Below are 22,865 nucleotides of genomic sequence, written 5' to 3'. Positions count from 1 at the left end.
AGATGTACAAGATCCTAGGTGGCACTTGTTAATATCTTTCACTGCGGCTAGCTTGAAGTGACGCGGACCACAAGTCGTGCACGTAATCGCAGCGGGGCACGCCCAACGATGCCCACTCGATCGTGGTGCCGGTGTTGATCTTCGTCGAAATTTTGTCTTCAGAAAGGCCTCTCAATGACCCCGTCCCACTCCGCTGATCCGACAGTCGATGCGCCGTGGCGCGTGGCGGCTGACATCGGTGGCACCTTCACCGACGTCATCGCCCTCGGCCCCGACGCCCGCATCGTCCCGATGAAAGTACTGTCGACACCGCCCGACTTCGGGACAGGCGTCATCGACGGCGTGACGGCCTCGATGACGGATGCGAACATTTCGGCCAGTGACATCTCTGCAGTCCTGCACGCCACCACTGTGGCAACGAACGCCATTCTCGAGATGGAGGGCGCGCGAACGGCTTTGGTTACGACGAAGGGGTTCCGCGATGTCCTCGAGCTCGGCCGACTGCGGCGCCCGCTCCTCTACGACTTGTCGTGGAAGAAGCCCACACCCTTGGCGCGGCGCCGCCACCGCTACGAGATCGATCAGCGGATCCACGCAGACGGACGCATCGAAACCGCTGTGGACCTCGACGAACTCGATGCCCTCGCCCGTCAGCTCGAGGCGGACGGAATCGAAGCGCTGGCTGTGTGTTTGATTAACTCGCATGTCAGACCTGAAGAGGAGCGGGCGGTCGCGCAGCGACTCAAGGAGTTGCTGCCCGACGTGTACGTGACTTCGTCGGTCGACATCTCGCCCGAGCCGGGCGAGTTCGAGAGAAGCAGTACAGCGGTGGTCAATTCCTACGTCGGAACCGTGGTGCACAGTTACGTCACTGAACTCGGCCGCAACCTCCGCGAGCGTGGGATCGACGCACCGTTCTCGATCATGCAGTCATCCGGAGGACTCTTGGATGCGCCATCAGTGGTGGAGCGTCCCGTACAAATCATCGAGTCCGGCCCGGCCGCAGGTGTGATCGCAGTTCAGAAGCTCGCCCAATTGCTCGACCTCGACAACGTCGTCGCCTTCGACATGGGCGGAACGACCGCTAAAGCATCTCTCATCGAAAACGGGCAGCCGTTCTTGGCCAACGACTACGAGGTTGGCGGCGGCATGAATATCACGCGAAGTATGGGTAAGGGAGCGGGATACACCGTCCGCGTGCCCTCGATCGACATCGCCGAAGTAGGTGCAGGCGGTGGAAGCATCATCGGAGTGGACTCGGCGGGAGCACTCCACGTCGGTCCCGGCAGCGCAGGATCCCGGCCCGGACCGGCCTGTTACGGACAGGGCGGAGAACGGCCAACCCTGACGGACGCGAACGTCGTCCTCGGCTACCTCAACCCCGACGCCATCGCAGGCGGCCGAGTGACGATCCAACCGGAATTGGCAGCGAAAGTCCTTGGCGCCGTGAGCGACCGCATCGACACCGACCCGGGTGCGGTCGCGCGAGGCGCCTATGAAGTAGCCATCTCCAACATGACCAAAGCCGTCAAGGCAGTCACCAGTGAACGTGGACGCGACCCCCGAGAAGCAACGATGGTTGCCTTCGGCGGTGCCGGACCGCTCTACGGCGCCGCGCTGGCGCGTGAACTCGGAATCAAAACGGTCATCGTCCCGGTGCACACCGGTCTGTTCAGCAGTCTCGGGCTCCTCGTCGCCGACAGTGAATACCAGACCGTCACCCCGTTCCGCGCCGAACACCTCTCGCTCGAACGCTTCGCGAACGAGTTCGACGAACTGGCGACTACCGTCACCGAGCACCTCGGATCCGAGGACGTTCGTATCGATCGAATCTTGGACATGCGCTACCACGGCCAGCGGTTCGATCTTCGAATTCCGTTGCCGGAAGGAAAGATCGACGACGCACTTATGCACGAGGTGAAACAACGTTTCCATGCAGAGCACGACAAGACTTACGGGCGATCCGGTGCCGACGATCTGGTGGAAATCGTCAACATCCGCGTCCGCGGATTCGTCCCGAACAAGGTCACAATCGATCAGGCGTTGACGCTAACCGACACCGATCCCGGTGACCGCCGGGCCCGCGATTGCCGCTTCGAGACCACAATCAGCACCCCCGTCATCGCGCGAGCGCACCTTACAGGCACCCCGGAAGCAGGGCCTCTCGTGATCGAAGACATGGACTCCACCACGCTCGTCCCCCCGGGCGCGACAGCCCATCTCGACGAATACAACAACATCATCATCAGCTGGACGGATATCGAGGTCACCGCATGAGCACCACCATCATCCGAGACGCAGCCACCTTCGAGGTGTTCCGGAACGCAGTATCCGGACTCGCCGACGAGATGGCCATCACCATCCTGCGCACCGCGCACTCCCAAATCGTCGCATCGAGCATGGACTTCTCGACCGCACTGTGCGATCGAGAAGGCCGAATCATCGCGCAAGCAAACACCTGCCCGGTACACCTCGGGTCGATGCCTGCCGCCATCGACGCCATCCTCGACGAGTTCGGGGACTCCATCGCCGACGGCGATGTCTACATCCTCAACGATCCGGATAAGGGTGGCATGCATCTGCCTGACATCTTTTCTGTCGCACCGAGTTTCGCCGGCGAGCAGCTGATTGGGTTCACGGTCACCGTCGTCAACCACACCGATGTCGGCGGCTGGGCGGCAGGTTCGATGGCAGTGCAGTCGACCTCGATCTTCGGTGAAGGTATCCAGATCCCACCCTCGCGTCTCGTAGCGGGCGGGGAACTCAACTCCACGTTCCTCGATGTGATCCTGAGAAACGTACGCGAGCCGGATCTGTTGCGCGGAGACCTCGAATCCCAGCTGGCGGCCAGCCATGCAGGCGGTCTCGGGCTTCGGGCCCTCGTCGAAAAGTACGGTATCGACGAATACACGCGGTTGATCGACGAACTACTCGACTACTCCGAGATACTCGTTCGAACCGAATTGAGCAACGCCCCCGACGGTCGCTACCTGTTCGAGGATCAGATCGACGACGACGGGCTCGGCTCGGGTGCGATCCCGTTCAAAGTCGCCGTGACCATCACCGACAATGACATCACCTTCGACTTCACCGGCTCCTCGCCCCAGGTCGCATCCGCGCTCAACGCAACCGCCTCGTTCACTCAGTCCGCCTGCTACGCGGCCCTCCAAGGCGCGCTCGGCTCGGACATTCCCGCCAACAGCGGCTTCTACCGCCCGTTCACCTTCGTCATTCCCGAAGGCTCCATTCTCGACGGAAAGCGCCCATCCGCTCGCGGAGCACGCGGTTTGGTGGCATATCGAATCATCGACACTGTTCTCGGAGCTCTGGCGCCGGCGTTCCCGGGCCGGGTACCGGCCGCCGGTGACGGTGGACCGAACTCGGTGGCGGTGGGCCTCGTCGAATCCGACGGCAGCTCGGTGATCCTGTGGGACATCCTCTGTGGATCATGGGGTGCGACGCCGACCGGTGACGGTAACGACGGCATAAGCCCCTTGGGTGCGAACCTCGCCAACACCCCGATCGAGGAACTCGAAAAATCCGGACACATCCGCATCGACGGATACGGCTACCTCCCGGACACCGGAGGCGCAGGCACCTTCCGCGGAGGAGTGTCCACCTTCCGCGATATGACAGTTCTGCACGAGACCGCCAGCGTCCAAATTCGGTCCGACCGCAGAACATCATTCCCCTACGGACTCCACGGCGGTGGCGCCGGCGCCCCATCGGCGAACATCCTCGACCACGGCACAGATGCCGAACAGCTCATCGCCTCGAAACCACATCTGACGGTGCAGGCAGGTAGCCGCCACCGTCAGGTCACCGCAGGAGGCGGTGGCCACGGTGATCCCTTCAACCGTGATCCGCAGCACGTCCTCGACGATGTCCTCGACGAGAAGGTCACCATCGAAGGTGCCCTCCGTGACTACGGAGTAGTCATCGACCTCGGCGCCGGACAGGTTCTCCTCGGCGAGACCGAATCTGTCCGAGCAGTGTCGGCCGCTCGCTAGCGGTATCCGTCCACCACCCACTTTGGAAGGTCCGTGCCATGAACGAAGGCCGCACGATTGTGCTCGATGAGGACGCTGAACGCCGACTCTGGCGCAAGATCGCGTTCCGAATCATTCCCCTCGTCGGAATTGCATATGTCATCAGCTACATCGACCGAGCTAATCTCGGTTACATCGCCAAACCCATGTCGGCCGATCTGGGCATGACCACGGCGCAGCTCGGCTTCGCGGCAGGACTGTTCTTTCTCGGATACGTCCTGGTCGAGGTCCCCAGCAATATGATGTTGCGACGGTTCGGTGCCCGCATCTGGATCAGTCGCATCATCATCTCCTGGGGCATGGTCACAGCGGTCACAGGGGCGGTCCAATCAGCTACCCAGCTGTACATCGCGCGCGTGATCCTCGGTTTCGCGGAAGCCGGACTCGCCGCCGGCATCCTGCTCTTCCTCACGTTCTGGTTTCCGAAAAAGCAACGAGCATGGGCGATGTCGGCGTTCTTCCTGTGCATCCCGCTTTCCAGCATCATCGGAGCACCCATCGCCGCAGCGCTGCTCCAGTGGGGTCAGGCTCTACTGGGCATCGCCGGATGGCGTTCGTTGTTCGTCGTCGAGGGTGTTCTCACGATTATCGTCGGCGTGATCATCTTGATGTTCCTGCCCGAAAAGCCATCGAAAGCGAAATGGCTCACGGCTGACGAAAAGGTATATGTCAACGAGATTCTGAGCGAAGAGGCCGCCCTACAAGTCAGCCACGGCGCAATGACAGGTATGCGCCAGGCTTTGACGAACGGCCGAACGTGGGCGCTCGCGGTCGCTTTCTTCGCAATCGTTTTCGGCCTGTATCCGATAGCCTTCTTCCTGCCGACCATGATCGAAAACCTGTCGTCCTCCATCGGGTCGGCAGCAAATGTCTCCAGCGTTCTACTTGCTGCCATACCCTCCGTCGCCGCCATTGTCGTGATGGTGCTGTGGTCACGCGTTGCGGTACGACGTTCGGCTGTGTTCTCCACGACCGTACCGATGGCATTCGGGGCGCTCGGTCTCGTTGGTGCCACATTCACCCAGAACGGGGCACTGTTCATTATTGCTGTGTGCGTCAGCATTTCGGGTATCTACACCGCGATGCCGCAATTCTGGCGTATTCCGGCCCTCTCGATGACGGGCGCTGCTGCTGCTGCCGGCATCGCATTGATCAACTCGGTCAGCAACCTCAGCGGATTCATCGGCCCCTACGTCACCGGAGCCATCGAAACCGCGACCGGAAGCTACACCTACGCCCTGCTCACCATCGCCGCAGTAATTGTGGTCGGCCTGATCATTCTCTTGACGGTAGGGCGACGCGCCGAAGCACTCGGTGTTCGAGGCGACGGCATCGCAGTCAACAGCGGCGACGTGGCGACCGACAGCGTGGACAAGCTGTGACGAACTCGAGCACTCAGAAGCGGACGGCGTTGATCGTCGGAGATGTCCAGACCGGAATCGTTCGGGAGTTCCCGTTCGCCCGGTCGGTGGTCCCCGTGCTCGCAGAAACTATTCCGTTGGCTCGGCGCGCAGGTACTCACATCGTGTACTTGCGTGCCGGGCTTCGGCCCAACGGAACCGATGTCCATCCCAACAACTCTGTGATGCAGCACTTCTACTCGATGGGTGAGGTCTTTCACGACACATCCGAGGGCACTTCGATCGTCCACGCTCTCACTGTCGATCCGGCAGATTCGGTGGTTCTCAAACGCCGCGCCAGCGGATTTGCCGGCACGGATCTGGACATGGTGCTGCGTAGCAAACGAATCGACCGAGTCGTTGTCTGTGGCGTAGCGAGCTCTGCCATGGTGGCGGCTACGGTGTACGCCGCAGCTGATCTCGACTACCAAGTGTCGGTACTCTCCGACGGATGCGCCGATCCCGATCCGGAGGTGAGGTACACAGGTTCCTCATGGAAATGTTGTTTCCTGCACGTGGAGTAGCGGTCTCGACCGCTTCCGAATGGCTCACGTCGTGAATTGGAGCCGTCACACCTCGGAGTCCAGTGATGGGCCCTGACAGGAGATCTCCGTCGGCCGTACGTCATGCTCGGCGGCCGCGACATGTACGCGAGTGTCGGCGGCGCCGAGGAGTTGGTCGGCGGACCTGATACCCCGTCGGAGGTCACGGTCTCATTCGACCTCGGCAGTCGCGAGGCAGTCGACGAACTCGTCGAGCGTGCCGGCGACGCAGGCGGGCGGATCGGTGCCACTGACGACTATCCCTTCATGTACCAGCGCCAGTTCGACGACCCTGACGGTTACCACTACTCGCCGTTCTGGATGAAGCCGGAACCCACCCCGGCAGCGTGAGTGACCTTGCTGCGGTCCTCGACATCGTCGGAGCGCGGTGGGCCCTGCTCATCGTGGAGCGGTTACTCGACGGGCCGCAGCGCTATGGCGATTTGCAGCGCGACCTCGGAGTACCAACCAACATGCTCGCGATCCGCCTGCGTGAATTGGAATCGGCCGGCGTTCTGACCCGTCTGCCATTGCGGCACAACTCTCACGCCTACGCGCTCACCGATCGCGGGCGTGCCTTGCGAGAGACGATCGTCGCGCTCCAGCACTGGGCCCGCGAAGCAAAACCACATGCGTCACAGGATCGTGATGCGCTCTGACAAACTTCTCCGTGACGGGCTAGGCTGCAGGAAGCTGCGGGAGCCGTTGACCGTCAAGACATATCGTTGGATCCGCATGGTCCGATGCGTCGAAGAGAAAGCCCGGCGGCAGTGACGGATCCGGCGAACGTCCGTAAAGATCGACGCCTACCGAATTATGTGCGCAAAATAATTGTGCATCAACGTATTCTAGTGATTAGTACATTAAATATGTTGCGCTGCCACGAAATATGTTCACAGTGAATCTGCAACGCCAGTGTGTCGACTGACAGCTTAGTTACCGGAGTGAGAGTGGAGGTCCTGCAGCCTCGGCCGCAACGATACGCTCTTCGATGACGCCCCTTCCTGCGTTCTGTTCTTGAATTCGATGCCATCGTGGCCATCGGCTGTCTACACTCCGGATTGCCTCGCCCGCGGCGTCCCGCGCACACAACATGTGGGCCAGTGGAGCGTGCGGCGGTGTTGGTAGCGCACATGTCTGCCAGTCGTCCGTGGAGATCGCTGCTGAAGTCCGGCGCCGGCCGAGCTGGCGCCGTTCGACTCACAAACTCGTCCGCGCAGAGGGATGGTGACCGTAAAGCCACAGCATGTGTTGGTGCGCAGTAGATTTAGACATCGAGAATGTTGCTAATAGCCCTGCAGTGACTGTGTTGCTTCTTCGGTTCACGGCGAAGGTAGTCGGTTGTTCCGGGAGGCGTTGATGCCAGCTGCGAGCACGATGGTGAGTAGTGCCAGCGCGCATGCGGTCCACGCTGCGGTCGAGTAGCCCGAGTTGGTGGGGGAGAAGGTCCGGGTCATGGTGTACGCGGCCAGGATCACACCACTGGCGGCACTACCGATGGAGAAGCCGACCGAACGCACAACCCGGTTGACGCCCATCGCGGCAGCGGTCTCTTCGGAGGGTGTGACTGCCAGGATCACTTGGGGCATCACGGCGGAGAAGCCGCCGACATCGAACCCCAACAAGCCCATGATCGCGATCGGCCACGCCACGCCCATGTCGCGGATGGTGCCGCTGCCAGCTCGGGACTGGGCAATGCGGCTGACCGTGTTACCGCGTCGAACTGCCGCGGCAGCTGTATACCGCATGAGGGGAAGGTCAGACCTCAATCTCGTCGGGCATTTTCAAGATCCAGGGGTTACCAAGAAGGGTCACCAGCGAGTGTGTGATCAGCACCCTGGCGGCCCGGGGTGCGCCGAGAACCGAGGCGGAAGCGGCGTACCGTTTATGGTGCCCTGCCGACTATCTGGGGGGGATCGCGTCGGTAGGGCATACGCCATACCCGAAGTTGAGGGTTCGAGCGATGCCGCCGATGAAAATCTACGGATCCGAGGGTTCCGATACCAGTCTTCGCGGAGTCACAGATACTTGAGTGCTGAACTATCTCCAATTCGCGGACAGCGCATGGGGATAACTGATCCGAGCGCGAAACTCTCGAACTGTTTCGCTGCGCGAATGTTCAGAGATTCCGTGGGAAAATAGCGCCCATGGCTTCAGGATTCGCAGCTTGGGTTCGAGACCAGATCGTGGCCCGCGGCTATGAAAGTCCAGAGGAAGCAGCTCGGGCGCTCGGTGTGTATCCATCCCAGATGCGTCAGTGGACAAGGATCTCGCGGTCCCCGACCCCGCAGGTGCTGCGGCGCGTCGCAGCGTTGTTCGATGCGCCTGTGCAGGAAGTGTTGATCGCCGCCGGGTTCATGACGGAAGAGGAGAACCGGCCGTTGTCGCCCACACGGAAGTCGCTGCAGCAATTGTCGAACAAGCAGATTCTCGACGAGATTCGGCGCCGGACTGTCGGAGACTTGGGAGGGCCGCCGATTCCTGTCCGGGTGGACGGAGTTCTCCATTCGCCGGATGGCCCGCCCACAGTGTTCGTCAGTTACACCTAGGCGGGCCGCGCACGCCGAGCCGGCAAAGGCGAACGTGCACGAGGGATACTACTTCTCGAGTATGGGGCCGAACCGCGCTTGGCGGTTGCACACGGTACTTAAGTATCAGGCAGGCGCGTCGCCAGCGCGTCCATAGTGCCTACGGTTCAACGTGGCGGCGTGAGCGTTTGGAGAGACCCACCCCCGGCGAGTGCACCGCCGGAGGGCAGGCCTTGCGCGGCCGAACTGACCACTCAGAATCGCCGCAGCAATGAAATGATATCCAATTTCCGCGTTCAAAATGCCAGATAGTACTTCGAGTGTGCGATCCAAGTGCGAAAATTCATTGCCGATAACTTATATTTTTCCATGCTAACTTCTGCATATATTGTGCCGCAGCGTCTTTCGCTTGCGGTGGCAGTCCAGCTGCCACCGCGAAACTGCACCGCGGTTTATGCAGTATTCGAAAGCCAGCCGTCGAACGAATTCGGGCGCAGTGCTAGCTGGAGTCGAGGTTTGGGCTGGTCAGACGATGCCGCCCAGGCCTCCCATGCGTGTCGTACAACCGTTCCTGTCCTTCCACACAGCGACACCCTCCACGAGTCGCGCGCTCATGAATCCGCCGCCGTCACCCCACGGCCATGCGGTACCAAGGTCGGCCACAACGTCCTGGACCGAATCAGCCATCGCCCACAGCGCGAATTCTTCGTCCGAGTCGACGTGGGTCCCGATCCAGCTACCATCGAATTCGCCCGGATCGACGCCGGCAACCGTCACCGCGCTCAGCAGGAACACACCGTCGATCTCGGGGTCGTAGTCGATCTCCCAATCGACGTGTTCAATATCGTTGCCGTACTGGCGCACCCACAGGTCGCGGCCCAATCGAGACAAAGCCAACGTCCACGGCTCAGGCAAGTCCGAGTGCACCACCCGAACCCCCAGCAAGGGAGACCACGTGGCACTCAAAGACAAATCGTGGTGACGCACCGAGCCAGTCTCTCAGCCCAGTGGTCCACACCCGACGTCGCGGGCGCGCCCCCAGCCTGGCTCATTCCCCACGAACTCGGAACAATACGACCAATCTTGATATGCAGCGTTGTCAACAATGAGCGAAATGTGCAGTGCGGCAACGAAATACATTCGCATTGAACGTGCATCGCGGTGTCGCTACCAGAGTGGGAGCGGACGTCCTGCAGCCTCGGCCGCGGCGATTCGCTCGTCGATGACGTCGCTTCCTAGGTTCTGTTCGATCCCGGTCCGGATCGCGGCGGCGATGGCACGAGTGCGACCCGCGGGCCCGCGAACGTCGGCGAGTGGGCTGGCGATGTTGCGTCGCCGGAGCTTGTATTCGCCACGGGTTGCTGCGATTGGTTCCCAACTGCATGTGTGCCGGGTTGGTGCAGCCGGCGAAGTCGACGATGCGGTGCTGTGCCATCAATGCGACGCCGTATTCAGGCTGGTAGGCGAACAGATGCGCCGGCACGGTCCCGTGTCGTGACAGCCCGGGCAGGCTCGCCGCACGGAAAGATCCGTGCCTGGTCGAGGACACTCCGCCGATCCACGGCCAGCACTGCTCTCGCCGTCGGTAGCGTTTGGATTCGAAGCGGGACACGACGGCAGGATCGTCGAGCCAGGAACGCCACAGACGTTCGGGGATGCGTACAAGCTGGGGCTGCCCGATCAACATCATCTGGAACGCCGGCAGCGCGGGAGTGTTGTCGGGCATGCCAGGCAAGGGCGATGGAGCATCGTTGACGAACGTCATCAGCTGCTCCTGGCACTCGATCCGGACTGTTACCCGAACCGACTGTAGGAGCGTGCACCGACAGGGCCGTGCTCACGGTGGTCTCGGACGGACACGGGTAACAGCTCCAGCGAACGACAGCGGCATCCAGCACACTCGGCTCCGCGCGTTTCCTGAGCATGCGACGCTGGGCCCGAACGAAGTTGCTCTGTCAGAATCAGGCAGATGACCGACAAAAACGGCAAAAGCAAAGACGTGGCCGCAGTAGGTGCCCGAGTTCGAATCACGGTGTCAGGCTCCGATGCTGATGGCGCCGTGACATGCACGGGTGTGGTGATCGAGGACTACGCGGACATGGTCATCGACTCCGGGTCGGTAGGGCGGGACTGGGCTCCGGTACATCGCTGGGCGATCGCACTGGATGACGGACGACTGATCTTCGCCAACGACGAAGACCTTGCCCATGCAGACTAGAAGCACCCCGCGGCGCGTCTCGCTCTTCGAAAGCGGACTCGGCACAGAACTCCTGGATCGGGTAACAGCGCCAGAGCCGGACTGCGCCGTGGGAAGGTAGTCATCCGCGACGCAGAGCGGGAGTCGTTTCTCGGCTATGCGGTGGGCTGCTGTTCCTCGACGGTGTCGTCTGTTCGGATACGGTTGCCGGTGAACCGGTCTCGGTACTGGACGAGGTGCGGGGCGCCGATTTGTTGCGGCCAGAGTTGCACGTGGGGTCGTATCTGCCTCTCGATTGCGTATGCCGCGGGCCCCGGAGAATGTAGACCGCCAGGATCTCAGCGAATAGGCAAGCGCGTTGTGGGGTCCCCGTTGCGGGTAGTCAGGTCAAAGGCTGGATGACCGTCTCAGCGGAACTGCTTGGCGTGGGATTGCTTCATTGAGCCAGGTTCCGCGCGTAAGTTCGATGCGTTTTACGTGTTTACTGCCCTGCGGATATCCGCAACCGAGGGGATTCGGCCTGTGGCTCTGCGAGTTTCACAAAATCGTTGACTTAGTAAATTTTTTCAGTATATTGAACGTAGCGCACATCACAGGAAGGACTTCTAATGACGCTTGATGCTACATCGCCAGCTGTCATGAAGTCCCTCCTCGTTAGCGTCGGAATCCAGGTCAAGGCATTGCGCAAGGAGCGGGGTCTCACGCTCTCGCAACTTTCTGAACTCACGGGGCTGAGCCCCGCGATTGTGAGCCAGATTGAACGCGGACTAGCGAACCCGTCATTTACTACACTCGCTCAGCTCGCCCACGGACTGGGGATCCCCGTTGGACGGTTCTTCCCTACCCAAGAAGAATCCACGTCCCCGGTCGTGCGGAAGGATGAACGGCGCAACCTCAAAGGAACTGCGCGAGAATCCGACGGGGGAGAGGTCTACGAACTTTTGACCCCCAATCTCAACGGATCCTTGGAGGTGCACTGGATTGTCAGCCCTCCAGGGTCCGACACCAGCGCCACCCCCTTCCGCCACGGCGGAGAAGAATTCGGTGTTGTGCTCTCCGGGAAGAAGGACGTCTACCTCGACGGAGAGTTGTACGTTCTCGAGGCCGGCGACTCGATCACCTATGCCTCCGATGTCCCCCATTGGTACATGAATCCATACGACGAAGCCTGCGTCTCCATCTGGGTGAATACTCCACCCACCTGGTAATAGTTCGCTACACCTAGCAGGCGTTTCCCCTCACTGATTGGCTCTAAACCGTTGTGCATTGTGCCCACCGGTTCCTCAGTCGATCCTTCATGCGCTCTGACGGCGCAAGTGAAAGAAGGAAATCATGGTAGAAACCGTTGTCTCCCCAGCGGCAAAACGCAACACATCACGCTTCTCTTCCGAGGTTCGCCGAGGCTTGTTCGGGCTCGGACTCGGCAACGCTCTCGAATGGTACGACTGGATGATCTTCGGTCTCTTGTCGGCGTTCATTGGGCCAAGTTTCTTCCCCTCGCACGATCCTGTTACCGCAACCCTCGGTGCCCTGGCCGTGTTTGCGGTGGGGTTCGCGTTCCGCCCTCTTGGCGGCATCCTGCTTGGCACCCTTGCCGACCAGATCGGCCGCCGGCGCGTGATGCTCCTGTCGATCATGATGATGGCAGCTACAACATTGGTCATCGCAGTCACTCCCACCTACGCACAGATCGGTCCATGGGCAGGAGTCATCCTGCTGCTGTGCCGCGTTGTTCAGGGCATTTCGGCCGGTATCGAGGCTCCATTGTCCACTGCACACGCTCTGGAACTGGCGCCGGAAGGCCGCGAAGGTGCCGTCGCCGGCATCATGACGTTCTACGTCAACATCGGTGTCTTGCTCGCCTCGATGGTCAGCTTCTTGTGCAGCCTGGCTCTGAGCGGTGATGAGATGACCGCGTGGGGTTGGCGCATCCCGTTCATCATCGGGGCAGTCTTCGGGTTCGTGGTTCTCTATCTGCGCCGCACGCTCCCGGAAACGATGAAGCCGGAAGAGCTGGCGGAAACGACGACGAAGTCTGTTTGGGCCGGTGTACGCAAGAACTGGCTGAGCGTTCTCGCGATCGTCTTTGTTGTCGGTGCGGTCCAGGCCTACAGCTACGCTTGGACCACCGGCCTGCCCAGCGCCGCACGCAGCGGCTTCAAGGAAAATCCGACTTCGGTCTTTGCCGTGACCACGATTCTTGGCGTGATCATGGTGGCCGGTAGCTGGATCATTGGAAAGCTCGTTGACGGCCGATCCATGTCGCGTTGGTTCATCGTGACGCGGATACTCGCGGTCCCTTCCGTTTTCCTCATGCTGGCATACACCGAGCCCGGCATCGGAGGATTTGCCGTGGTGCTTCTGGGCGGTTCGGTGGTGCTCGTACTGAACCTGACCCTCTACAACGTGGTCTCCAGCTCCCTGATGCCCAAGGCTTCACGTGGTGCCGGCGTATCACTGGGCTACGGCGTCGGCGTCGCTCTCTTCGGAGGCACCGCTTCCTATCTGTTGGTGTGGCTGCAATCTGTCGGTGCTTCATGGCTCTTCCCGGTCTATGTAGCAGTTCTCCTCATTCTCAGCATCGTCTTCTACATTCTTGCCCGCCGTGCCAACGGCCTCTACATCGGAAAGTGAAGAACCACAATGACTGCACTGGACCTTCGAGTCACCCCCGCTACCTTGAAAGCACCCGTAGTTTCGCGCTCCGACGTCATCGTCGTGGGCGGTGGACCCGCCGGTGTGTCCGCCGCGGTCACCGCCGCGCGTTCCGGCGCCAAAGTCACTCTGCTGGAGAGGTACTCATATCTCGGCGGGCTCGCCTCCGGCGGCATGGTTCTGGTACTCGATGACATGGTCAACGGGTCGGAAATCTCCGTCACGGGCATCGTCTCCGAGTACATCGAACGCATGGACCGGCTTGGCCTCGTGGTGGTTGCACCGGAGGAAGACCGCTACGCATCGCGCGAAACCTGGAACAAGTGGGGCCGGTACGGTCTTTTCGACTTCCATTCGCATGTGCAGCCAAAGCCGATCTGCTATGCAGCGGCGTTTGACCCCGATGGTTGGAAGCGGGTCTCGAACGACCTGGTGCGGGAAGCCGGCGTCGACTTGCGTCTCCACGCCTGGTTCAGCCAGCCCGTCGTTGAGAACGGCGTGATGAAGGGCGTGATCTGCGAATCCAAGGCCGGCCCGCAGGCGTACCTCGCCGACATCGTCATCGACACTACTGGCGACATCGACGTTGCCTCCCGCGCGGGCGCCAGCCACATACAGGACAGCTACCTGACCACCCTGGTGTTCCGGCTCGGTGGCGTGGACACGGATGCCGCGGAGCACTTCGAACAGGAAAACCCCAAGGAAGCGCGCGCCATCAACCGCATCATCAAGCGCCTGCTCGGCGGAGCCTGGGAACTGTGGTGGCTGAAGACCCCGCTGCCCGGCGTGGTCTGGTGCAACGCTCCGCACATGACTGGCTACAACGGCGTTGACCCCGTCGATCTCACCCGCGCCGAGTTGGCGGCCCGCGACCGGATCGCCGAGGCTGCGGCCTATGTGCGGGAGAACTTGCCGGGCTTCGAGAACAGCTACATCGTCGATGCCGCACCACAGATCGGTGTGCGCCAAACGCGCCTGCTGCAGGGCGAATACGTGATGACCAAGGACGATGTCACCACCCGCCGCCACTTCGCGGACTCGGTAGCACGCGGTCGCGACTACTACTACCCGTACCGCTCGTTACTTCCCAAGGAAGTCGACCAGCTGCTCGTCGCGGGCCGCCACTACTCGGCGACTCCCGACGCCCAGAAGTCCTCGCGGGAAATCCCCCCGTGCATGGCCATGGGACAGGCCGTCGGCGTGGCCGCAGCCATCGCGCTGGACAAGAACCTCCTGGTTCGGGATGTTTCCGCAACCGACATTCAGGCAGGCATGAAATTGCACGGAGCCGACCCCGGCGACGTTCCTGCCACGAACGCAACCATCGACGCCCCCGAGGAGGCACTGGTATGAGTATCACCGACACCCGTCCGAATGACCTGAGCGAACCAGGGGCAACGGCCCTACCGCTCCCGCTGGCCGGGATCACCGTTGTTGACTTCACCCAGGTCTTCATGGGGCCAAGTGCCACCCAGATGCTCGGGGACTTCGGCGCCGACATCATCAAGATCGAGCGCCCGGGCCTCGGCGACATCGCCCGCAACTCCTTCCCGGACAAGGACGGGCAGGACAACCCGATCTTCCTCTCGATCAACCGGAACAAGCGCAGCCTCTCGATCGACACCCGGGAGGAGGAAGGCCGCGCGGTACTGCGACGCATCATCGCCGAGGCCGACGTAGTGGTCAGCAATTTCCGCCACGGTGTCATTGAGCGCATGGGCTTCGGCTACGAGGAACTCTCGCGTGAAAACCGCGGCCTGATCTGGGCTTCCGGCACAGGATTCGGCAACGAAGGGCCGTACGCACACAAGGGCGGGCAGGATGCGATTGCGCAGGCCTACTCCGGAGTGATGTGGCGCCGCGAATCGCCCGAGATCCCCCTGTCCATGTACCCCACGACCCTCTGCGACTACACCACCGGAATGCACCTGGCCCAGGGGATCCTGCTCGCCCTGCGCACCCGCGACCTCACGGGTCAGGGCCAGAAAGTGGAGGTCACGATGTACGACTCGATGCTGCACATGCAGATGCAGGAGGCCTGCATGCAGCTTAACCGCGGCTACGAGGTCAACTGGGCCGAAATGCCGTTGAGCGGGGTCTTCGAAACCACCGACGGCGCCCTGTGCCTGGTCGGCGGATTCACCCAAAACCCGTTGCACCATCTGTCCCGGGCACTGGACCTCGAGGACGACCTCAGCGAGCGCCCCGAGTACGCAACGCTTGAACAGCAGTTTGCCCAAAAGCCGTCGCTGCAAAAGATCTTCGCCGCGAAGTTTGCGACCAACACCACCGCGTACTGGTGCCAACGGCTGGAGGACGAAGGGCTGCTCAACGCCCCGGTCAATTCTCTTGAACAGACGCTCGCGGATCCACAGACCGCCGCCAACAACATGATCGTCGAGGCCGAGCACCCGGTGGTCGGCACCGTGAAGATGTTGAACGCGCCGATCAGGCTTTCGGCCAACCCGCCCGAGGTGCGCCGGGCCGCACCCCGACTCGGCGAACACAACGTCGAGATCCTGCGTGAGTACGGCGTGGACGACGCGACCATCGAAAAGCTGCTCGCGGACGGGGTGCTGCGATGAGCACGCCATTCGAGACGCGCGACGGCGTGAGCTTCGAAGTCGCCAACCACATCGCCCGGGTGACGATCGACCGGCCCCAGGTGCTCAACGCGGTGGACGGACCCGCCTTCGGCCGACTCAACGAGATCTGGGATCGCATCGAGGCGGACAGCGATGTCCGCGTGGTCGTGGTGACCGGCGCGGGGGACCGCGCATTCAGCGTGGGGGCAGACATGACCCCCTCCGCGGTCGCCAAGACCGGCCTGGAGTACTGGGCAGACATGGATCCCAACGGGTTCGGCGGCCTCAGCCTGCGCAACACCCTCGACGTGCCGGTCATCGCCCGGGTCAACGGCTACGCGCTTGGCGGCGGCATGGAAATTGTGCTCGGTGCGGACATCGTTGTTGCCGCCGAGCACGCTCGTCTGGGGCTGACGGAACCCAACGTCGGGCGGCTCGCACTTGACGGTGGGATCGCGCTTCTGGTTCGCAAGATTCCGCACAACGTGGCCATGGGCATGCTGCTCACCGGCCGCAAGGCCAGCGCGCAGGAGTTGCACAGTCACGGGCTTGTCAACGAGGTTGTCCCGTACGCCGAACTCGACGAAGCCGTCGAACGCTGGGTCCAGCAGATCCTGCGCTGCGCACCCACTTCGGTTCGTGCCGTCAAGCAGATGGTGACCCGCACCGAGCACCTGTCGGCACGCGACGCCCGTGCGCTTCTGGTGCCGGCACTCACCGACGCACTCATGAGCAAGGAGCAGGAAGAGGGAGTCCTGGCCTTCCAGGAGAGGCGGGAACCGGTTTGGAGCGGCCGCTAGGCCGGACACCGCGCGTCGAAGCAACCAAACGAAGCAAGCAAGTGAAGCAACCACCGGAACGTGGCACACCAAGGAGTTTGAACATGACCACGAAGCGCACGGAAGGGCTCGTCCCCGGGGTCTGGGGAATCGTTGCCACCCCGTTCCAGGGAAGTACCTTCGACATCGACGAGGAAAGCCTTGCCACTCTCGTCGAACACTACGAACGAATCGGGGCGACAGGCCTCGCCGTGCTCGGCGTCTTTGGAGAGGCGGCAAGCCTGACCGCCATCGAGCGCGAGACCGTGATGGAAGTCGTGGTCGAGAGCACGACGCTGCCGCTGGTCGTCGGGGTGGCGAGCCTGCACACACGACCTGCGCTCGAGGAATCCCGGCTGGCGTTGGAAACCGTGGGGGACCGGCTTGCTGCCGTGATGGTGCAGATCAACTCGGCGCGTCCGAACCTCGTGGTGGACCACCTGATGGCAATCCACGAGACCCTCGGCGTCAAGATCGTGTTGCAGGACTACCCGGCGGTGAGCGGGGTATCGGTGTCCAGTGCATCCGTCGCCGCCATCGTGCGGGCCTGCCCGTTCGTCATTGCGGTCAAGTCGGAGGCCCCGCCCACCAACCTTGCGATCGCGGAGCTCCGCGAATCCGTTGACGTTCCGGTCTTTGGCGGGTTGGGCGGACAGAATTTGCTTGACGAGCTGCTCTCGGGCGCCGCGGGCGCGATGACCGGTTTCTCTTACCCGGAGGGACTGATCGCGTGCGTTGACGCCTGGCAGAGCGGCGGTTTCGAAGCCGCCCACGAGGCGCTGGCCCCGTACCTGCCGCTCATCAATTTTGAGCAGCAGCCCCGCATTGCCCTCGCCGTGCGCAAGGAGCTGCTGCGCCAGCGGGGCTTCATCAAGGAGTCCGGAGCTCGCCTTCCCGCTGCGGCGTTCCCGGAGATCCTGCACGGTTCGCTTGTCACGCACCGGGAAGCCCTCGAGCGCGATCTGCTGCAGACTTCTTCAGTTCCCGTGGAGGCATAGTGGATCTCGGAGTTGAGGGACGCGTCGCCCTCGTTGCGGCATCGACCGGCGGCCTCGGGCTTGCGGTGGCCACGTCCCTGGCAGCCGAGGGTGCACGCGTGGTGGTTACCGGGCGCGATCTTGAACGTGCCCGGTCCGTGGCCGCGACACTGCCCGGCGCCACCGCCTTCCACCTGGACCTCGGCGTCCCGGGTGCGCCTGCGGAAACCGTTGACCGGGTCACCGTGGAGCTGGGTTCTGTCGAGATACTCGTGACGAACGGGCCTGGCCCGAAGCCAAAGCTCGCAAGCGACACGAGCGCCGAAGACCTTTCCGAAGCAATCGACGGACTGTTGCTGCCCCAACAGCGGCTGATTGCCTCGGTGCTGCCCGGCATGGTCAAGCGCGGCTGGGGTCGTATCCTCGCCATCGGATCGAGCGGGATCACTGCGCCCCTGCCAAACCTCGTGCTGTCCAACGTCGGGCGCTCGGCGCTCGCCGCGTACATCAAGACTCTTGCCTCCGAACAAGCCCATCAGGGAGTCACGGCAAACCTGCTGCTGCCCGGCCGCATCAACACCGATCGCGTCGATGCACTTGACGCGGCGGCCGCGGCACGGCGGGACACCGACGTACTAACGGTGCGCGCCGAATCGTTCGCGGCAATACCTGCGGGCCGCTACGGCCGCCCGGAAGAATTCGGCGCCGCGGCTGCCTTCCTCTGCAGCGACTCCGCCTCCTACATCACGGGGGTTGCGCTGCGGTGCGACGGCGGACTTGTCCGCTCCCTTTAACCTGACACGGCATTGGAGAACACCATGACCAGCACCCTCGAAGCCTCAGCCATCGCCCAAAACCTCATCGGTGGTGAATGGGCCGGAACCTCGGATTTTGAACGCATGAATCCGGCCCGCCCCGGCCAGATCGCCTCCGTCTCACCGAGTTCCACGGTCGAAACCCTGAGTAATGCCATCGGCGCCGCAAGCGCCGCGCAAGGCAAATGGGCGGCGTTCCCCATGCCGGCCCGCGGCGCAATCCTCATGGCCGCCGGAGAGATCCTCCGAGGCCGGATTGGCATCGTTGCCGCCGACCTTGTCCGCGAAGAAGGGAAGACCCTCGCCGAGGCCACGGGCGAGGTGAATCGTGCCATCGATGTGTTGCGCTTCTTCGGTTCACTCGGGTGGGCCGCAAGCGGCGATGTGTTGCCCAGCGGGTTGCCGGGAACGAGCATCCACACGCGCCGCGAGCCGCTCGGGGTGGTGGGGCTTATTACGCCGTGGAACTTCCCGATTGCCATCCCGGCATGGAAGATGGCCCCCGCGCTCCTGGCCGGCAACTCCGTGGTGCTCAAGCCGGCAGAGCTCACGCCGATGTCGGCAACACACCTGGCCATGGCCCTCATGGATGCCGGTCTGCCCGAAGGCGTACTCAACGTCGTCCACGGCAAGGGGCGGGTCGTAGGGGAGGCGTTGGCCAAGGACAAGCGCATTGCCGCACTCTCGTTCACGGGATCAACAAACGTGGGTCTCGGTCTGCACCGCGCGCTGAGCGAACGCCGCGCCCGCGTGCAGCTTGAGATGGGTGGGAAGAACGGTGTGCTTGTCCTTGACGATGCGTCCCTGTGTGACGCGGCACAAGTGATCGCGGCCGGCGGTTTCGGCCTTACCGGCCAGGCCTGCACCGCCACTTCGCGCGTCTACGCGACCCCCGGCATTTTCCCTGCGTTGCTCGACGAGCTCGCGGTCCTGGCACGCAACTATGTCCCGGGTGATGGCCTTGATCCGGCGACCGCCATGGGCGTGGTGGTGAGCGAACAGCAGCTGGCAACGGACATCGCTGCCGTTGAAGGTGCGACCCGGCGTGGTGCGCGCGTGGTGCAGGGTGGCCGCTCAAACGGCCAGGCCTTTGAAGCGACGGTGATTACCAATGTTTCCAACGACGACCCCGTCGTTACCGACGAGATCTTCGGCCCCGTGGTCGCGGTTCTTGAAGTCCCCGACTACGAGGAGGGGCTTGCCCAGATCAACAACTCGTCCTATGGCCTCACCGCAGGCATTTGCACCGACAGCCTCGCTCGATCAACCGACTTCACCCAGCGCGCCCAAGCCGGGGTCGTCAAGGTCAACCGACCCACTGCGGGGTTGGATCTGAACGTACCGTTCGGCGGGATCGGGGATTCATCGACAAACACCTTCCGGGAACAGGGCCACACTGCGCTGGAGTTCTTCTCCTGGGGCAAGACCATCTATACGGGTGTCTAGGAGCTGTGAAAAATGGCCTACGTCATTGCACTTCCCTGCGTGGATGTCCTGGACCGGTCGTGTGTCGAGGCCTGTCCCGTTGACTGCATTTATGAAGGTGAGCGATCAATGTACATCCACCCGGGGGAGTGCATCGACTGTGGGGCCTGCGAATCGGTTTGTCCTGTCGAAGCAATCTATTTTGACGAGGATCTGCCTGACATCTGGGCTGGCTATGTCAGCGCAAACGCCGAGTTCTTCACTGACATAGGCTCTCCCAAGGGGGCGGCAGCTCTGGGACCAATGTCCTTTGATGCAGCTCTCGTTGCAGCACTTCCCCGGCAAGAAGTAGCTGCCCATCAGGCATAGGAGTATCCCTATCTCCAAGTGTCTACCAGGCACGGATGACCTCGAGGTCGACGACAGCGCCGTAGCCTTCGACAACGTCGTCGAGATGTTCCGGGTGGCCAAGGACCAATGTTGCCAGTTCGGACAAGGGATCGCCCTGCGCGGCTTCGGACCAGTCGATGACACCCGCGCCGGACACTGTCACGTTAATCGAAAAGTGAAGCAGCGAAGCATGTTTAGTGCAGTCGGCTACAGGATGCCACTGGCCCGTTCACTTTCACGCAACAACACCGGTCGCGGTGACTTCCCGCCAGACCGCGACCCGGTGGGTCATCTCGGTATGCCATTCGGGCGCCGGGAGTCTGTGTCGGTGGGATCGGAAAAGCGGTGAAATACCCGAGAAGGTGGACAGGAAGCGTTTCGCGTGCCGGGCCGATGTGCACCGTTTCATGGCCCGTTCTCGCTGCCTGGCGGGTTGATGCGAGTTCTCGGCTTGATTGTCCAAGTAGTTGGATCGGCGATGCTCGACCGAGGCCAGCAGCTCGCGATGCGCCACTTGGTGGCTGCCGAGCTTTTCGGTGACGATTGCTCGCGGCACATCGTGCAAGCCGCTCGAGTAGCTTACGGAAGAATCGCTTGGCGGCGTTGCCGTTTCGTCGGGGCTGGACCAGGACATCGAGTAGGTTGCCGTGCTGGTCGACCTCCCGCCGCAGGTAATGTTCCCGGCCGTTGATTCGGATGTAAACCTCGTCGAGGTGCCACTTGTCGCCGGGTCGCGCCCGCCGTCGCCGCAATTGGTTTGCGTATGTCTGCCCGAACTTGGCGTACCACCGCCGGATCGTCTCATCGCTGACCACGACACCGCGTTCGAGCATGAGTTCCTCGACTTCACGGAAGCTGAGCGGGAAACCGAAAGTACAGCCACACGCAGCGGTTGATGATCTCGATCGGGTAGCAGCGACCTTTATCCGACGGCATTGGGGTGGCCATTCATTCTCCCAGTTGCCGTGCGCAACAACGTGACAGTGCCCTCAAGGGTATATCCCTCGCGTGGCCGTCAGTTGTTCGATTCTGTCACCAAGCGCGTGATCTTCGGAAGCACCCGGATGGAGCGGACGAAGAAACCTACGGATGGGATGCAGTCGCGCAGCCGCTCTCGAAGTGGGCCTCTTTCAGAGTTGCCCTAGTTGGGACCCTCGTGTGTGGGCCGCGAAAGATGTTTTTTAACAAGCTGTCTGAGCCGCCACGTGCGGTCAGGTTCCCATTCGAGGGCTCCATTGACGCTCGTCCAGTACCACCCGTCGTCGAATGCTTGCGAGGTCGTCAGACTGTCGGCGAGGTCAGTCAGCATGGCGCTGATTGAGACCCAACGGGGTCCGGGTTCGTCTGCCCCGGTTTTGTCGAATTCGGTTACGCAACCGTGCATGGGGCCAGGGCGGGTGTCGACGCACAAGAAATTGCCGTCCATCCCTGCGAAAGGCACGAAATCCGGGAGGAAGGTGTCGGCTTGAAATCCCGCCTCGGTAGGGGCTTCAACGGGGCCATCGCCGAACAAGCGCGCACTCTCGTCCCAAATCTGAATAGACGATTCCCAATACCAGAGGACATCGTCCAACGTGAGAAGCGCGAAACGGTGGAGCAACCCCAGCAACCTTTCGTCGGAAACTCCGTCGACCAAGGTGTATAGCTCGATCAACTCGGCCGGCCAGCTTTGTCCCGTTCTCTCGATCGCGGCGTCCACACGGTCACGCTCGGCTCCAGTGATCGTCATGCCGGGAAAGTGGACTCGCAGCCACTCGGTGATCCGGTTCCACTGATCACGAACTGAACCCGTCGGCGTTGAATGCGCGGCTCTTCGCGCGTGCGAAGAACCGTCGATCATCGCCTCGACAGCGGCGCGGCGCTGTGCGTTCTGTTCCTCGGTGACACACCGGCGGATCTCGGCTTCGAGTTCAGTACGGTCAAGACTCTGGTCACCAAAGCCCGATACCCGAGCGTTCGTGCTTCCCAACGACACCCAGATCATCGGCCGCGAACCGTCCTCCGCCTTAGCAAACTGCATACCTACGTCTGCGATCTGCGCGATCGCGGCATCGTCACCGACGACGTAACCATTGCGTACGAGAACCTCACCGGAACCCGAGTCTGGCCGAGCAACCGCCCAATAGGTCACGAAGTGCTCCCTTTCGTCCGACAATGGAAACCGACTGTCTGTCTCCGGGATTGTCTCAGCCGAGCGGGGCGGCACGGGCAGTGACGTTGTCCGTATTCGTAGCGTTCGCGTTCGGAGCAATTGGTCCCGCGTCGCGGCCCTGTCGGGAGGTGGGAACGGCCTTCGTGTGGTGCTTGACAGGATTTTTTAGAATTTCTTTGTGGGACGACATCTTTGAAGCAGTCTTACGGTCGCTTGTCGGTTCGTCATCCGCGAAACCCAACTCATCTAAGCACATCGTGGCAATAAGGAAATCCAGCAACAACAGACGTGGCATCTGAGCTCGGGTGCTCGTGCGCCAGGAGGGTTCGTTG

At 62.0% G+C, this 22,865-nt stretch carries 21 protein-coding genes and 3 pseudogenes; 18 read left to right on the top strand and 6 right to left on the bottom strand.

Going from position 1 to position 22,865, the window contains the following annotated elements; translation table 11 throughout:
- Window positions 1–174 precede the first annotated feature (174 nt).
- The 6 genes from AC3WQS_RS27265 (at window position 175) to AC3WQS_RS27240 (ending at window position 6,650) form a co-directional block, all read left to right on the top strand.
- The gene (locus AC3WQS_RS27265; RefSeq protein WP_492712931.1) at window positions 175–2,277 is read left to right on the top strand and encodes a hydantoinase/oxoprolinase family protein; all 2,103 of its coding nucleotides are present in this window, start codon (window positions 175–177) and stop codon (window positions 2,275–2,277) included.
- Complete coding sequence (locus tag AC3WQS_RS27260; RefSeq protein WP_492712932.1) at window positions 2,274–4,010, top strand: hydantoinase B/oxoprolinase family protein; 1,737 nt, start codon at window positions 2,274–2,276, stop codon at window positions 4,008–4,010. The genes AC3WQS_RS27265 and AC3WQS_RS27260 overlap by 4 nt, the downstream gene beginning before the upstream one ends.
- 38 nt (window positions 4,011–4,048) lie before the next feature.
- On the top strand, window positions 4,049–5,431 hold the full coding sequence (locus tag AC3WQS_RS27255) for an MFS transporter (protein WP_492712933.1): 1,383 nt from the start codon (window positions 4,049–4,051) through the stop codon (window positions 5,429–5,431).
- Window positions 5,428–5,973 (top strand): cysteine hydrolase family protein, encoded by a 546-nt coding sequence (locus AC3WQS_RS27250; protein WP_492712934.1) that lies wholly within the window; start codon window positions 5,428–5,430, stop codon window positions 5,971–5,973. Before AC3WQS_RS27255 ends, AC3WQS_RS27250 begins: the two co-directional genes overlap by 4 nt.
- Window positions 5,974–6,075: 102 nt before the next feature.
- Window positions 6,076–6,342 (top strand): VOC family protein, encoded by a 267-nt coding sequence (locus AC3WQS_RS27245; RefSeq protein ID WP_492712935.1) that lies wholly within the window; start codon window positions 6,076–6,078, stop codon window positions 6,340–6,342.
- Window positions 6,339–6,650 carry a winged helix-turn-helix transcriptional regulator gene (locus tag AC3WQS_RS27240; RefSeq protein WP_492712936.1) on the top strand — a complete coding sequence of 104 codons (312 nt, stop codon included), beginning with the start codon at window positions 6,339–6,341 and terminating at the stop codon, window positions 6,648–6,650. Before AC3WQS_RS27245 ends, AC3WQS_RS27240 begins: the two co-directional genes overlap by 4 nt.
- A 663-nt stretch (window positions 6,651–7,313) precedes the next feature.
- On the opposite strand, the gene AC3WQS_RS27235 is transcribed toward AC3WQS_RS27240, so the two are convergent.
- Complete coding sequence (locus AC3WQS_RS27235; protein WP_492712937.1) at window positions 7,314–7,739, bottom strand: hypothetical protein; 426 nt, start codon at window positions 7,737–7,739, stop codon at window positions 7,314–7,316.
- Between the two features lie 399 nt (window positions 7,740–8,138).
- Between AC3WQS_RS27235 and AC3WQS_RS27230 the strand changes: the two genes are divergently transcribed.
- On the top strand, window positions 8,139–8,540 hold the full coding sequence (locus tag AC3WQS_RS27230; protein WP_492712938.1) for a helix-turn-helix domain-containing protein: 402 nt from the start codon (window positions 8,139–8,141) through the stop codon (window positions 8,538–8,540).
- Between the two features lie 504 nt (window positions 8,541–9,044).
- On the opposite strand, the gene AC3WQS_RS27225 is transcribed toward AC3WQS_RS27230, so the two are convergent.
- Window positions 9,045–9,485, bottom strand: coding sequence for a hypothetical protein (locus tag AC3WQS_RS27225; RefSeq protein ID WP_492712939.1), 441 nt, complete (start codon window positions 9,483–9,485; stop codon window positions 9,045–9,047).
- 201 nt (window positions 9,486–9,686) lie between these two features.
- Window positions 9,687–10,284: pseudogene (locus AC3WQS_RS27220) on the bottom strand (hypothetical protein).
- Window positions 10,285–10,488: 204 nt separating this feature from the next.
- On the opposite strand from AC3WQS_RS27220, the gene AC3WQS_RS27215 reads away from it, so the two are divergent.
- The 11 genes and pseudogenes from AC3WQS_RS27215 (at window position 10,489) to fdxA (ending at window position 20,360) form a co-directional block, all read left to right on the top strand.
- On the top strand, window positions 10,489–10,737 hold the full coding sequence (locus AC3WQS_RS27215) for a hypothetical protein (protein ID WP_492712940.1): 249 nt from the start codon (window positions 10,489–10,491) through the stop codon (window positions 10,735–10,737).
- 587 nt (window positions 10,738–11,324) lie between these two features.
- Window positions 11,325–11,534: pseudogene (locus AC3WQS_RS27210) on the top strand (helix-turn-helix domain-containing protein); the annotation flags it as partial.
- Between the two features lie 51 nt (window positions 11,535–11,585).
- Window positions 11,586–11,924, top strand: a complete 339-nt coding sequence (locus AC3WQS_RS27205; RefSeq protein WP_256670335.1) for a cupin domain-containing protein — start codon at window positions 11,586–11,588, stop codon at window positions 11,922–11,924.
- Window positions 11,925–12,048: 124 nt separating this feature from the next.
- Complete coding sequence (locus tag AC3WQS_RS27200) at window positions 12,049–13,350, top strand: MFS transporter (RefSeq protein WP_492712941.1); 1,302 nt, start codon at window positions 12,049–12,051, stop codon at window positions 13,348–13,350.
- A gap of 9 nt (window positions 13,351–13,359) precedes the next feature.
- Window positions 13,360–14,724 (top strand): FAD-dependent oxidoreductase, encoded by a 1,365-nt coding sequence (locus AC3WQS_RS27195; RefSeq protein ID WP_492712942.1) that lies wholly within the window; start codon window positions 13,360–13,362, stop codon window positions 14,722–14,724.
- The gene (locus AC3WQS_RS27190; RefSeq protein WP_256520814.1) at window positions 14,721–15,956 is read left to right on the top strand and encodes a CaiB/BaiF CoA transferase family protein; all 1,236 of its coding nucleotides are present in this window, start codon (window positions 14,721–14,723) and stop codon (window positions 15,954–15,956) included. Before AC3WQS_RS27195 ends, AC3WQS_RS27190 begins: the two co-directional genes overlap by 4 nt.
- The gene (locus AC3WQS_RS27185; RefSeq protein WP_492712943.1) at window positions 15,953–16,756 is read left to right on the top strand and encodes an enoyl-CoA hydratase-related protein; all 804 of its coding nucleotides are present in this window, start codon (window positions 15,953–15,955) and stop codon (window positions 16,754–16,756) included. Before AC3WQS_RS27190 ends, AC3WQS_RS27185 begins: the two co-directional genes overlap by 4 nt.
- An 83-nt stretch (window positions 16,757–16,839) precedes the next feature.
- Window positions 16,840–17,772, top strand: a complete 933-nt coding sequence (locus AC3WQS_RS27180) for a dihydrodipicolinate synthase family protein (protein WP_492712944.1) — start codon at window positions 16,840–16,842, stop codon at window positions 17,770–17,772.
- Window positions 17,772–18,545: an SDR family oxidoreductase gene (locus AC3WQS_RS27175; protein ID WP_492712945.1), complete on the top strand. Its 774-nt coding sequence runs from the start codon at window positions 17,772–17,774 to the stop codon at window positions 18,543–18,545. Before AC3WQS_RS27180 ends, AC3WQS_RS27175 begins: the two co-directional genes overlap by 1 nt.
- A gap of 24 nt (window positions 18,546–18,569) precedes the next feature.
- Complete coding sequence (locus tag AC3WQS_RS27170; protein WP_492712946.1) at window positions 18,570–20,012, top strand: aldehyde dehydrogenase family protein; 1,443 nt, start codon at window positions 18,570–18,572, stop codon at window positions 20,010–20,012.
- 12 nt (window positions 20,013–20,024) lie between these two features.
- Window positions 20,025–20,360 (top strand): ferredoxin, encoded by a 336-nt coding sequence (fdxA, locus tag AC3WQS_RS27165; protein WP_492712947.1) that lies wholly within the window; start codon window positions 20,025–20,027, stop codon window positions 20,358–20,360.
- A gap of 22 nt (window positions 20,361–20,382) precedes the next feature.
- Here fdxA and AC3WQS_RS27160 read toward each other — a convergent pair whose 3' ends face one another.
- The 3 genes and pseudogenes from AC3WQS_RS27160 to AC3WQS_RS27150 all read right to left on the bottom strand — a co-directional run bounded on the left by AC3WQS_RS27160 (window position 20,383) and on the right by AC3WQS_RS27150 (window position 22,512).
- The gene (locus AC3WQS_RS27160) at window positions 20,383–20,544 is read right to left on the bottom strand and encodes a hypothetical protein (protein ID WP_492712948.1); all 162 of its coding nucleotides are present in this window, start codon (window positions 20,542–20,544) and stop codon (window positions 20,383–20,385) included.
- A 72-nt stretch (window positions 20,545–20,616) separates the two neighbouring features.
- A pseudogene (locus AC3WQS_RS27155) lies at window positions 20,617–21,329 on the bottom strand (IS6 family transposase).
- Between the two features lie 193 nt (window positions 21,330–21,522).
- The gene (locus tag AC3WQS_RS27150) at window positions 21,523–22,512 is read right to left on the bottom strand and encodes an SMI1/KNR4 family protein (protein ID WP_492712949.1); all 990 of its coding nucleotides are present in this window, start codon (window positions 22,510–22,512) and stop codon (window positions 21,523–21,525) included.
- Between the last annotated feature and the right edge of the window lie 353 nt (window positions 22,513–22,865).

It is taken from the genome of Rhodococcus sp. FW305-130 (assembly GCF_058788335.1).
The sequence above is the reverse complement of the archived record's forward strand: the minus strand, read 5'-3'. Positions and strand labels throughout refer to the sequence as shown.

Bases quoted from the DNA above. Each gene is read 5' to 3' on its own strand.
- AC3WQS_RS27265 (WP_492712931.1), top strand. From the start codon at position 175: ATGACCCCGTCCCACTCCGCTGATCCGACAGTCGATGCGCCGTGGCGC.
- AC3WQS_RS27260 (WP_492712932.1), top strand. From the start codon at position 2,274: ATGAGCACCACCATCATCCGAGACGCAGCCACCTTCGAGGTGTTCCGG.
- AC3WQS_RS27255 (WP_492712933.1), top strand. From the start codon at position 4,049: ATGAACGAAGGCCGCACGATTGTGCTCGATGAGGACGCTGAACGCCGA.
- AC3WQS_RS27245 (WP_492712935.1), top strand. From the start codon at position 6,076: ATGCTCGGCGGCCGCGACATGTACGCGAGTGTCGGCGGCGCCGAGGAG.
- AC3WQS_RS27235 (WP_492712937.1), bottom strand. From the start codon at position 7,739: ATGCGGTATACAGCTGCCGCGGCAGTTCGACGCGGTAACACGGTCAGC.
- AC3WQS_RS27230 (WP_492712938.1), top strand. From the start codon at position 8,139: ATGGCTTCAGGATTCGCAGCTTGGGTTCGAGACCAGATCGTGGCCCGC.
- AC3WQS_RS27215 (WP_492712940.1), top strand. From the start codon at position 10,489: ATGACCGACAAAAACGGCAAAAGCAAAGACGTGGCCGCAGTAGGTGCC.
- AC3WQS_RS27200 (WP_492712941.1), top strand. From the start codon at position 12,049: ATGGTAGAAACCGTTGTCTCCCCAGCGGCAAAACGCAACACATCACGC.
- AC3WQS_RS27195 (WP_492712942.1), top strand. From the start codon at position 13,360: ATGACTGCACTGGACCTTCGAGTCACCCCCGCTACCTTGAAAGCACCC.
- AC3WQS_RS27190 (WP_256520814.1), top strand. From the start codon at position 14,721: ATGAGTATCACCGACACCCGTCCGAATGACCTGAGCGAACCAGGGGCA.
- AC3WQS_RS27185 (WP_492712943.1), top strand. From the start codon at position 15,953: ATGAGCACGCCATTCGAGACGCGCGACGGCGTGAGCTTCGAAGTCGCC.
- AC3WQS_RS27180 (WP_492712944.1), top strand. From the start codon at position 16,840: ATGACCACGAAGCGCACGGAAGGGCTCGTCCCCGGGGTCTGGGGAATC.
- AC3WQS_RS27170 (WP_492712946.1), top strand. From the start codon at position 18,570: ATGACCAGCACCCTCGAAGCCTCAGCCATCGCCCAAAACCTCATCGGT.
- fdxA (WP_492712947.1), top strand. From the start codon at position 20,025: ATGGCCTACGTCATTGCACTTCCCTGCGTGGATGTCCTGGACCGGTCG.